Source organism: Mobiluncus sp. (genome assembly GCF_985070215.1).
On the sequence record NZ_CFKZQR010000051.1, the window covers coordinates 1 to 12093 of the forward strand.

Here is a 12093-nt window from a genome sequence, read left to right on the forward strand (position 1 = left end):
ACAGGAGCGCGATGACATGCTGGATGTCCTAAAATGGGATGGCGTATTCGCGCCTCTCACTGGGGTGACGGCTGTAGTTGCCAATGACAACAAACCACTTACGCAAGAACTTCTTGATGAGGTCATAGCGCTGAAAGACATCTATGACGAGGAATACTACGAAGAACTCATGGAATCCCAGGGCTTGTAACATAACGCAAACGGGAAGCGAAGGCGAGGCCGCCGTTTCACTAGGCTTTGTCAGCTAGGAAGGGCCAGCCCGCCTTCACCTATTTCGGATTCAAACCGTCTTGGCACCACGCCAAGGCGGTTTTATCTTGAGCCTAAATCACGGTTTCCCGGGGAGTTGGTCGGCGGTTTCTTGGTGAGTTTCGGAGTGCACGTGGTTTATAGGGGGAGAATAGCCGGGTAGCTGCCATTATTGGCAGCTACCCGGCTATTCTCCCCTTTTAGGCACAACCGAGCGGGGATCCCCTGATTTTCGTCGGCGTTTGCACGGTGCTGTTCTGCTGATTATGTTCGACGAGATGCGCAGGGCGGCGGCAGGCTCGCCACGCAAAACCGCTGCCCGTCATGGGTCTCCACCGACCTTGTACAAATGAAAATGATGCCCGGCACGGGCCGGACATCACCACTAGCGGAGGATGGGGGATTCGAACCCCCGAGGGCTTGCACCCAACACGCTTTCCAAGCGTGCGCCATAGGCCACTAGGCGAATCCTCCAGGTATTTGGTTATTCTGCAAAAAGCAGCGCCTACTATTCTACATATTTACCGGCCGGGCGAGAAATTTAGCGGCCGGGATTTTGCTATAGGCGATACTCCGCAGACAGCCCCCGTATGCTCGGATAGAATCGAGCCGTCGGGTCAATCCGGATCTGACTGCAACAGTTAGGAACAAAACATGGCGGTTTACACCCTCCCCGAACTCCCCTACGATTACGCTGCTCTGGAGCCGCACATCTCCGGCAAAATCATGCAGCTGCACCACGACAAGCACCATGCCAACTATGTGAACGGCGCGAACACGGCTTTGGAAAAGCTCGAAGAAGCTCGCGCGACCGGCAACTTTGCCACGATTAACCAGCTCGAAAAGGACCTCGCTTTCAACCTGGGCGGACACGCGAACCACAGCGCTTTTTGGAAGATGATGGGTCCGGCTGCCGACACTCCGGACCGTCCCAGCGGCGAACTCGCTGCGGCGATTGATGAATACTTCGGTTCTTTCGAAGCCTTCCAAAAGCACTTCACCGCCGCCGCCACCGGACTGCAAGGCTCCGGCTGGGCGGTATTGGCTTGGGACAGCGTGGCGGGTCGCCCGGTCATCTTCCAGCTGTTCGACCAGCAGTCGAACATTCCGATTGCCCAGATTCCGCTGCTCATGCTGGATATGTGGGAGCACGCGTTCTATTTGGACTACTTGAACGTCAAGGCTGACTACGTCAAGGCCTGGTGGAACGTGGTGAACTGGACCGAGGTCGAAAGCCGCTTCGAGGCTGCCGCCAAACATCACGGCGTGCTCTAGGTTTTCAGCTAGGAACTGTGTCTCATGGTGGCGGCGTAATTTACGCCGCCACCGTTGCTGGATTATGACGTTTTCACGCATTGGCCGCACTTATCACATCCATATAATAAGTAAGGTTTAGCAGCGTGATAAAGTAAATTGATCTCGCTAAACAAGAAAAGTGTGGTTACAAAAAACGCGGGAAATATAACTAAGCGCACACAGTCAAGAGAGACAAGGTAGAACTCACTGAGTAGTGTCACATACTCCCGGGGGAAACCACATGGAAGAACCTTTTGGTTCGATATTCTTGTCTCCAGGAGTTAATTCAACTACAACCTTTCCAGGTTCATAAGTAAGTTTATAAACGGATTCAGGGGAAGTTGTGCAACTGATGGGGTAGTCAGTCCAAAATGACTCTAGAATATGAGCGTTTTCCGAAAAACGATAAAATTGAGCTTTCCCGTTAGCACTATCGTGATTAACCGCAGTAAATAGGTCAAGAACGAAGGGATGCGTAGGATCGTTTTTGTTCGCGAACAAAAAGAAGTAAAGTTGTTCAGAGGGAAAAAAGTTTGCATGGCCTGTTCCTGCAAAAGAGACATCGGTGAGGCCATCGGCGTTAAAATCTGAATAATTTGCAGACTGTAAATCAAGCGTCATTAAAGGGCCTGAAATATACGGATCGGGATCTTGACTGTGGTTACCTTCGCTCACCCCGGCAACTATATGTTGCCAACATTCGTTGGCTGAATCAGACATCTTAGGTAACTCACTAGGTGAATCTGAGAAAGCCGTCCAACTAGGACAGCTGTGATTGGGAGCAAGATGAGACATGGAATCAGCACGATACACTTGCTCATCTACGGGCAGGTAAATATCATTCAAATCAACTTGCTTTATAATGGTATCATCGTCTTTTGTCACGGCTTTTCCCGAGGACTGTGCTTTATCAGAGCCAGCGCTGGCGCCTGTATATCCGGCCCCGGACTTACCAACTTTCGAAAGCAAGACGAAAGAAAAAATAATTGCCAATGCAACCAACACTATTAGGAGAGTAGTAATCATTGTAAGTAAAGTCACTCGAGAGCGCGACTGTTGACCGCTTGGGGGAACGGATGCTGCATCGGGTTGGTAAAATTGATTGCTCATTTGGTCTCCTCAACAATCAGCACAATGGGATATAGTTAATCACAACTGCGCCACTTCTTTAGTACCCTGAGTTTGAGTCGGTTCAATCGTGAGAGAATCAGGTTTGATGACGAATTTAAAGTTAGTTTTGGTTGGCTCCTCAGGGCCGCTGGATTCGGCTGAAGTAAATAATCCTCCCTCGTAGAAAGTCCAAGAATATACCGAACCTTGAGATATAGAGATAAGATCTACAATAAAAGGCTGATTAGGACGATAAACATTAGCTATGAGTATATAATTTATAAATATTCCGTCGTAATCTGGAGTCGACGTGTCTCCGACAAAAGCAACATCCAAATACCCATCATTATTATAATCTGCATAAGTAACAGAGCTAATATCGGCCTTTATGTATGGAATCTCTTTTGCGTATTGATTGCTCCACTTGTCAACACTTTCTCCATTCTCGATTGCTTTCCAGCAATCATCGGGAGATGTTGCCATAGGTTTGAAGACAGTTGATTCGTCATCGCCAGGATAATAAATTGGCGGACAGGTTGGATTGCCATGCGTCTGAAAGTACCCGTCGTAGGTATCGTATTTATTATAGTACGGCAAACGTATATCCGATAAATCAAAGTCTTTCATAAAATCTTTTGACAATTCCGGCTCTCGCCAGTCAATCAGTGTGATAGTATCTCCTGTATCAAATAATTCTTGTTTCAGGAATTCAAATGGCTTGTCTTTTGAAAACGGATTATAATTAGGGATTTGCAAGATAAATTCCCCACTGATAGGGACAGTCACTTTATAATGTAAGAATCCGCGATACTTTTTGTCTCCTAAATTAATTAACAGATTCTCTTTATCGCCGCGTACTGCCTCTTCCAACCCACCAGTTAGCTCTAGCTTCAAGCTTAGCTGCAGTTTCGGGCCAGCAACGCCATACAAAGTGAAAGCGTCCTTGAATTTAAGCTCCAAGGTGATATTGCCATCTAAGCTTGTCTCATTATCAGCCAGCCCAATAGACTGAGCTTTGCTGTTGTCTTCGTTTATGCCGCGCCGCCCCTTATCGGAATCGTATCTGAACCCAAACTTTTTGTCGAGGGATACCTCAGCCGGTTTTAATGCTCCTTCAATTTTGGCATCTGCGTCCATATCGATACTAAAATTGTTATTCCACACTACCGGAACTGGTCCAACCATAAGCGCCCCACTATACGGGCGCGTAAACAGGGTCTCACTAGCTTGCATTTCTATCATGTTGTATGTTAGCTTTCCCTGCACATGACCTACTAATTTAAAATGTATACCTTTACTGTTAATTTTTAATTCTAGTTCCAGCATCACTCCTGCAGTAATCTTTAGAGATCCTTTCATGTATTCTTTATCAATTATGTTCTCCAGTCTGTCATCAGCAAAAGCCGGGGTCGCCAGAAAACCCCAGCCACTTGCCGTCACGCCCTTGTGCTGCAAGGGAACATAGTTTCCATCAGGCTTCAAAACATATTGTGCAGTCACATCGCATTCTTTGATAGCCTCGTCCAACGCGGCAGGAACAGTCGTCAAAACTGTGTCTTGGCCGCTCTTTTCAACTCCAGTTACCCTACGCAAGAATCCCTGTGGCGCAGCCTCGCTGATCCCTCCGGCAATTACAGAATTAACCCCCATCTGAGCGTCGCCCGACACCGTCACCCGGTTATCCTCAACAGACTTCACAAGAAAATATCCAGCCGGTTCTCCCTCACCTCCGGTATGGGATTTTTCTATATCCGCATCTGATGCAATATAAACGTTGGCTTGGAGGACCACAGGATCTGCTCTTTTATTTGCAATCAGAGCGAACATCAAAACCCCTGCCAGCACCAAAAAAACTACTAAAAGCAGGATATTCAGTATCAGCAGCACCTTTCTGCTGTTTTCGCTCTCACCAGCCATTTTACCGCTTTCACCGAGTCGACATATACGACCATGCTACGCGTAGTTCGGCTCTCATTACTGGGGTTTCGGATGAGTTCTAATTTCTCAGCACCAGGCCCGACTCTGCGGGGATAAAAAACGGTTTCCCCCGCCGGAAGGCAGGGGAAACCGCTGGGCAAAACCTCACAGGCTCTTGATGATTTCCTCCACGGAGGCCTTGGCGTCGCCGAAGAGCATGTCCGAGTTCTCGTTAAAGAACAGCGGGTTTTGCACCCCGGCGTAGCCGGTCGCCATCGAACGCTTGAAGATAATCACGCGCCCCGCCTCCCAGACGTGGAGCACCGGCATTCCCGCAATCGGGGAGCCTGGCTCGTAGGCGTCGGGGTTCACGGTGTCGTTCGCGCCGATGACCAGGACCACGTCCGTGTCGGGGAAGTCGTCGTTAATCTCGTCCATTTCGAGCACGATGTCGTAAGGCACTTTGGCCTCAGCCAACAGCACGTTCATGTGACCGGGCAGACGGCCCGCCACCGGGTGAATCCCGAAACGTACCTCCACGCCCGCCTCACGCAGTTTCTTGGTCAAGTCCGCGACCGCGAACTGCGCGCCCGCGGTAGCCATGCCGTAGCCGGGAGTAATGATGACGGACTTGGCGCCCTTCAAAATCTCTGCGGCTTCGGGAGCCTTGATTTCGGTGTGTTCGCCGTAGTCTTTGGCTTCCTGCTTCGGGCCCGCACCCTCGCCGAAACCGCCGAGGATAACGGAGATAAACGAGCGGCCCATGCCTTTACACATGATGTAGCTCAGGAACGCACCGGAGGACCCGACCAAGGCACCGACGATAATCAACAGCGGGTTGGACAGCATAAAGCCCGCCGCCGCGGCCGCCCAGCCGGAGTACGAGTTCAGCATGGACACGACCACCGGCATATCCCCGCCGCCGATAGCGGCCACCAGGTGCAAACCGAGTACCAGGGAAATCGCGGTCAAAACGCCCAAAGCAATCCACTGCTGCTGGAGCAGGGCGGCATCGGCGCCGGCCGGATCCGTGCGCTTGGCCACAATCATCCACACAATCATGGCGATAACCGCCAGGATCATCAGGATATTCAGGAAGTTACGCGCCGGCAGCATCAACGGCTTGCCTTTAATCTTGGCCGACAGCTTCAGGTAGGCAATGATGGACCCGGTGAAGGTCACCGCGCCGATAAAGATGCCAATCCCGACTTCGCCCAAGTGGAATCCCATGTCGCGCACGGTTTCCGCGTTGTCGGTGGCCGAAAGTTCCATGAAGGTGTTGAACCCGACCAGCACCGCTGCCAGACCCACAAACGAGTGCAACAGGGCGATAAGTTCGGGCATTCCCGTCATCTTAACGTTCTTGGCTTTCCACAGGCCGATAATCGCGCCCAGCAGCATACATCCCACCAGGATAGAGGCGGTTTGACCGACGTGGGTCACGGCGTTTGCCGGCGGGGTGGCCGTCAAGGCGACAAAGATAATCGACACGAGCGCGATGCTCATGCCGGCGATACCGAACTTGTTGCCGCGCAGGGCGGTGGTCTGGTTAGACAGACCGGCCAAGGCCATGATGAACAGCAGGGCAGCGATGAGGTAAGCGAAGTATTCGACGTGATCGCTCCAGTAGGCGAGGGTGGTCATGTCGGCGTGGTCAGTCGCGTTAGCGGCAAGGTTCACAAGTGTGTGCAACATGGCTTAGTCCTCCTTCTGGAACATCTTGAGCATTCGGTGGGTCACAAAGAAACCGCCGAAAATGTTGATGGAAGCAATGAGGATGGCCAGACCCGCCAGACCCGTCACAATCCACGAGGTCGATTGGGCCAGCGACAGAATCGCACCCACCAGGATGATGCCCGAAATCGCGTTCGTTTCGCTCATTAGCGGGGTGTGCAGCGAGTGCGTCACGTTGGTAATGACGTAGAACCCGGCCACAATCGCCAGCGCCAGAATAATGTAGTAGGGCAGCATCGAGAACGGTGTCACCGCGACCAGGGCAATGCCCAGCACGGCCGCCACGAAAATCCAGAAGTTCCGCATGGCGTGGGACTTCGGCTTTTCCGGCTCCGGCGCTGCGGGCACACCTGCGGCGGGGGCGGGTTTGGCTGGGGCCGCCGAGACAGAAATGGGCGGCGGAGGCCACAGTACGTCCTTTTCGTGGGCAATCGTGATGGACCGCACGACTTCGTCCTCCAGGTTAAAGACGATGGTGCCGTCCTTTTCCGGGGTCATGAGTTTCATGAGGTTCACAATGTTTTGCCCGTAGAGTTGAGAGGCCTGGCCGGGCAGGCGGTTCGCCAAGTCGGTGAAGCCGATGATGGTCACGCCGTTGTCGGTGACGATGACTTCCCCGGCCTTGGTCAGTTCGCAGTTGCCGCCCGCCATGTCCACGATGACAGAACCGGGCTTCATGCCCCCCACCGCTTCTGCAGTGAGCAACAGCGGGGCGGGACGGCCCGGAATCTGGGCGGTAGTAATGACGATGTCAGAAGCGGCCGCCTGTTCCGTATAGAGTTTCAGGGCCGCTTTGGCCTGGTCCTCGTTCATTTCCTTGGCGTAGCCGTCCGAGGATTCCTGAGCGGGAGCGGGAATCTCCACGAACTCGGCTCCCATGGACTCCACCTGTTCAGCCGCGGCGGCACGCACGTCGGTGGCCTGGACGATGGCACCCATCGAGTTCGCGGTACCAATCGCCGCCAAACCGGCGACACCAGCGCCGATAACGTAAACCTTGGCGGGAGGCATCTTGCCGGCGGCCGTGACCTGACCGGTAAACAAGCGCCCAAAAGCGTTAGCAGCTTCAATAACCGCGCGGTAACCAGCGATGTTTGCCATCGAGGACAGCACGTCCATCGCCTGAGCGCGGGTAATGCGCGGCACGGCGTCCATCGAAATCGCGGTCACGTTTCGCTTGGCGAACACTTCGGCGATTTCGGGGTGGATACGCACCCCGAGACGCGAAATCAGCACGGTACCTTCACGCAGCTGGTCGATTTTGTCTTGCGGCGGGGTGTCCAAAGTCGTGACAATGTCTGCCTGCCAAACTTCCTGCGGTCCCACCACTTCGGCACCGGCGTCGCGATAAAGCTGGTCTGGGTACGACGCATCGGAGCCTGCTCCGGCTTCGACAATGACCTCATAACCCAACTTAATCAGTTTGCCAACGGTGTCAGGTGTGGCGGATACCAGTTTTTGCCCCTCAGCGGGCTCTCTCGGTATTCCTATACGCACGTATAACTCCTGAATGTCAACAGTTTCCGGCCTCGAACGGGCCGGGGCGGGATGGTCCCCGTGACGGGTTTATCCTATCAGTAACTCGCAGGGTTGTTTTTATCGGGTGGCGGATTCAGACTGCGGTCAAGTTCGCGGCGGCCGGCCTAAAGCAAAAGAAAGTTCCCCGGGGTTGCCACGAGACTCTCGCCGCTTCCCCAGGGAACTTTTCTCAGACTCGCCGAGAGGGTTATTGTCCCAGCATTTCTTCGAGGGCATCTCCCAAATTCGGCCCTCCCATATTGTCCAACCCCTCCTGGACCATGCCAGTGCCGGCTGAAACCGCGCTACTACCAATCGCGATGGTGGTGGTGGTGAATCCTAGAATCAGGTAAACGAAGGTGAAGCAGGCCAGGCACAACACCAAGAACATAGAGTGCCACAAGGCGGTAGTTTTTTCAGTCCGCGTAATGTTGCGAATAGCGGCGCTAATCAGCAGCTCCATCATGAACAAGCCACCGAGGAACGCTATCGTCAATAAGACCACCAGCAGCATAGTCAAGAACGGGATGGGCAGCAGCTCGATTACGAAAATAGCTGCCAGCGCAATGGTGGGAAGCACCAGACCGGTAGCCACCACGTTGCAGCATTGCAGGAAAGTCATGTCCCCTTTAAACGTTGCCACGGTTGCTTTGACAAAAACCGCCCGGAGAATGACTGCCGCAAAAGACACGATGATGGCCACGAAAAAGACCAGGAACCAGTATCCGAAGCTGAGGATGGAGTAGGGTGAAATGCTTCCGGCTCCGATGGAATTGCTAAAGCCGTTGATAAAACCGCCCACCATCAAGTCCGCTGAACGCGCTACCCCAACGGAATATGCCAAGCCGGAAATGATGCTGAACAGCAGGAACATCACCCACCACCAGGCTTTCAGCTGCAGGTTCTCCAGCGCTACCTGGTCGCCTTGAGATTTGTGAATCCGCTTAAATGTGGGGAAAATCGCCTTCAAGGCTTTCATGAATTCGCCGTCTTGCTTTGGCATCGCGATGTAGATACCCCCCTGGCCTGGAGCGCCACCGGGAATTTGGTTGGTGTAGCCAACCATGGGCTGCGCACCGGTCACAGGCGGGACAGGTTGCCCGACAGCTTGGGGCACACCCATCGGCTGACCTGGAGCCGGAGGCATCGTCGAACCCGCAGCCGGAGGCATCGGCTGGACCGGAGCGGGAGGCATCGGCTGATACGAAACCGGAGGCATAGCAGAAGGTGCGACTGGCTGCATTGGAGCAGCGGGTTGAGCCGGGGCAAAACCGGGCTGTTCCGGCTGGCTAGGCTGCGCAACGTGCTGCGCTGTATGTTGCGGCTGTGCGGGAGGCATCGCTGGCTGGGCGCCGGGGTAGGCCGTGGGATTTACGGGCGCGGGCGGCAAAGATTCGTTTTCGGGAGGTGGAGGAAGACTCACGGTTTTTCCTTTCAAAATCACTCGATTTTACAGAAAAACCATACCACCTAGAGGCCCACGAGTATACGCTTTATGACCAAAATCGCAGGGAAGTTTTTACCCTACATTTACCTGGAATTATTACCGGGCTAGCTCACCCGTGGTGCGTGAAACTTTCCGAGAAGCGATTATGCAGGCGGCGTAGGGGGCGCGGCGCCCACCAGTTCACCCGGCCGAACAGAGCCATCACGGAAGGCACCAGCACCATGCGGACAATAGTGGCGTCAAAGGCGACCGCCAACGCCAAAATAAACCCGACCTGCTTCAACACAATCATGTGCCCGGTCACGAACGCGAGGAACACAAAGACCAGAATGGTCGCCGCGGAAGTCACAATCCGGGCCGAGCGCGTCAAGCCCTGAATGACCGACAGACGGGCCGACCCGGTCTCGTCCCACACCTCTTTCATCCGAGATAGCAGGAACAGCTCGTAGTCCATCGACAGCCCGAAGCCGAAGCACATCAGCATGACGACCACGTAAGATTCCAGCCCCGGCAGTTTTTGGGCACCCAACAGCTCCACCCCGAAACCATCCACAAATACCAGGGTAGAGATGCCCAGGGTCGCCATCAGCGACAACGTGTTTATCACCAGGGCTTGTAGCGGTATCACTATCGAGCCGGTCATGAGGAACAGCAGGATGATGGTGATAATGACCAGCACGCTGAGCACCCAGGGCAAGCCTTGGGCCAATGACGAGATGAAGTCGATTTGGTTCGCCGCCTGGCCGATGACATAACGCTCGAAATCATGGGGTTTATCCCGAATCTCCTTCACGATTCTCTCGGCTTGCGGGGAACCGATATCTTTCGTTTCCAGATCCACAATCGCCACGGAGTCTTTCGTGTCGCCCAGTTGGGAGGCTGCAAAAACTTGGGCGATTCCTTTGATATCGCTGAGGTTTGCTTCGGTCCAGGCGTCGAGTTCTTCGGGGGTGGTGTCCTCGGCAACGATACGCACCGGGGGCAGTCCGGTACGCGGCACTTGGACGGACAACTCTTCGTACAAAAGCCTTTGTTCGTTGTGGACTGGCAACATGTCGAACAGGGAGTTGCGCAGATTCAGGGTCGCCAATGGCAGACACGCCGCCACCAAAACCGTCGCCGAAACGATGAAAGACAGCCAGGGTTTGCGGGTTACCGCGATGGAAATCCGATAAAAGAATGTGTTTTCCGTTTCGGGGTCAACTTCCGGTGTGCCATCCGGATCTTTGCTTTGCGCTACCTGGTGCTTCACATGCGTCGGCTCGGCGTCGCCCATGAAACGACGCAAGAGCGGAATCTTGGTCAGGATGGAGGGCTTTTCCAGACGGGCAGAGGCCATAAACATGAGGGCAGACACCAAGGTCAACGCCGCAATCATCGCCAGCAGCACGGTGGAGGACCCCGCAATACCCAGGGACTTCAACAGTTCCGGCCGGAAGAAGATCATGCCGGAGGATGCAATCGCCACGGTCAGGGCACTAAAGAACGTGGTTCGCCCTGCTGTTGCCAGGGTAATTTCCAAAGCCCGTAGATAGCGCGGGTTCAACGCTTCCAACCGCTCGCGGGTCTTGGGTTTTCTCACCCCGGAGAAATCCGGTTTCCACTCGCTTTCTGGCAGGTCACGTAAGCGCACGAGTTCCTCGTGGTAGCGCGACACGATCAGCAAACCGTAGTCGATGGATAGCCCCAGCCCCAGCACTGAAATCACGTTGACAGCGAAAGACTGTTGCTCAAACAGATAAGTCATCCCCAGCATGATGGCCAAAGCGGTGGAAATCGCCACCAACGCCCCCGACAGCGGCAGCAAAGCGGCCAAAAATCCTCCGAACACGACCGCCATAATCAGGAAGGACAGCGGAATCCCGATTGATTCGGAACGCACCAGGTCGTTCTTTAGGGTTTGGATTCCCGCGTCATTTACCAGGTCCGCGTCCGTGACCCGCACCCGGAAATCGGATTGCACTGCATCTTTTGGCAGAGCCGATTTCAGCGTTGGCCCCAACTCGCCTAGGGCTTTCTCAACGTTCCTCACGTCCGGCTCAAACTGTTCCGGCGGGGTCTTTTGGGCTTTCCCGTTGACCCGCAAATCCATGGTGGCCACAATGACGAACCCCTGGCCGTTCTTCGCTACCAGTTCCCGCGCTTGGGGATCGAGCATGGCGTTATATTCCACGAAGGGATAGGACACCGTGTCTACGTGTGGCATCCCTTTCAGTTTCGTCTCAAACTGTTTCAGCTCGGTGTGCAGAGCTTTCGAGACGGGCCAGTCGGGTTCGGACAGCGCTTTGGCTTGGTCGCCCAGCGCTTGGGCTGCGTCGCCGAGCGCTTGAGCGCGGTTCGCCAAGTCTTTGGCAATGTCGCCCTTATCTTTCGCTTGATCGCCCAGTTCCTGAGCCCGGTCGCCTTTCGCTTTGGCTTGGTCGCCCAGTCGGCGGGCTTGCGCGGCCAGGCTCTGGGCTTGGTTTCCACTGGCAAGAGCCTGTTCCCCGGCTGCCTGCGCTTGGGCGCCGATTTCTTGGGCACGAGCGGCCTCGGTCTGAGCTTCGGTGCCCGCCGCCTGGGCTTCGGCCCCAAGTTGTTGGGCGGCGGCACCCTGTTCTTGGGCTTGGGCCCCGGCCTGCTGGGCTGCAGCCCCGAGTTGTTCAGCTTGGGCTTTCGCCGCCCCAGCTCCCGCCATATCTCCGCTGGCGGCGAGCTGCTGGGCTTTCGCCGCGGCCGCCTCGGCTTGCGCCTTCAACTCCTGGGCCTTCGCACCCGCCTCCCGCGCTTTCGCACCCGCCGCCTCGGCTTGCGCCTTCAACTCCTGGGCCTTCGCACCCGCC

Annotated in this window: 8 protein-coding genes and 1 tRNA gene; 2 read left to right on the forward strand and 7 right to left on the reverse strand. The window is 54.8% G+C overall.

The genetic code is table 11. The annotated features are described in order from the left end of the window. A partial coding sequence (locus AC5LBQ_RS08555) for a hypothetical protein (RefSeq protein WP_493265212.1) occupies nt 1-190 on the forward strand: 190 nt, incomplete at its 5' end. 448 nt (nt 191-638) lie between these two features. Here AC5LBQ_RS08555 and AC5LBQ_RS08560 read toward each other — a convergent pair. Beyond that, nucleotides 639-723: transfer RNA gene (locus tag AC5LBQ_RS08560), tRNA-Ser, on the reverse strand. 180 nt (nt 724-903) lie between these two features. Here AC5LBQ_RS08560 and AC5LBQ_RS08565 point away from each other — a divergent pair. Next, nucleotides 904-1524, forward strand: coding sequence for a superoxide dismutase (locus AC5LBQ_RS08565; protein WP_493265213.1), 621 nt, complete (start codon nt 904-906; stop codon nt 1522-1524). A 225-nt stretch (nt 1525-1749) separates the two neighbouring features. On the opposite strand, the gene AC5LBQ_RS08570 is transcribed toward AC5LBQ_RS08565, so the two are convergent. The 6 genes from AC5LBQ_RS08570 to AC5LBQ_RS08595 form a co-directional block, all read right to left on the reverse strand. Continuing rightward, a complete protein-coding gene (locus tag AC5LBQ_RS08570; RefSeq protein WP_493265214.1) occupies nt 1750-2655 on the reverse strand; it encodes a hypothetical protein in 906 nt (301 codons plus the stop codon). 39 nt (nt 2656-2694) lie between these two features. Further along, on the reverse strand, nt 2695-4572 hold the full coding sequence (locus AC5LBQ_RS08575) for a hypothetical protein (RefSeq protein WP_493265215.1): 1878 nt from the start codon (nt 4570-4572) through the stop codon (nt 2695-2697). 165 nt (nt 4573-4737) lie between these two features. Then, entirely contained in the window at nt 4738-6267 is a 1530-nt protein-coding gene (locus AC5LBQ_RS08580; protein WP_297346647.1) for an NAD(P)(+) transhydrogenase (Re/Si-specific) subunit beta, read from the reverse strand. A gap of 3 nt (nt 6268-6270) precedes the next feature. Next, entirely contained in the window at nt 6271-7803 is a 1533-nt protein-coding gene (locus AC5LBQ_RS08585; protein WP_493265216.1) for a Re/Si-specific NAD(P)(+) transhydrogenase subunit alpha, read from the reverse strand. 229 nt (nt 7804-8032) lie between these two features. Continuing rightward, a complete protein-coding gene (locus tag AC5LBQ_RS08590) occupies nt 8033-9247 on the reverse strand; it encodes a hypothetical protein (protein WP_493265217.1) in 1215 nt (404 codons plus the stop codon). Nucleotides 9248-9380: 133 nt separating this feature from the next. Continuing rightward, nucleotides 9381-12093, reverse strand: a 2713-nt coding sequence (locus AC5LBQ_RS08595) for an MMPL family transporter (RefSeq protein WP_493265218.1), incomplete at its 5' end; no start/stop codon positions are given.

Coding starts and splice junctions, on each gene's coding strand:
- AC5LBQ_RS08575 (WP_493265215.1), bottom strand. CDS start 4,572: ATGGCTGGTGAGAGCGAAAACAGCAGAAAGGTGCTGCTGATACTGAAT.
- AC5LBQ_RS08570 (WP_493265214.1), bottom strand. CDS start 2,655: ATGAGCAATCAATTTTACCAACCCGATGCAGCATCCGTTCCCCCAAGC.
- AC5LBQ_RS08580 (WP_297346647.1), bottom strand. CDS start 6,267: ATGTTGCACACACTTGTGAACCTTGCCGCTAACGCGACTGACCACGCC.
- AC5LBQ_RS08565 (WP_493265213.1), top strand. CDS start 904: ATGGCGGTTTACACCCTCCCCGAACTCCCCTACGATTACGCTGCTCTG.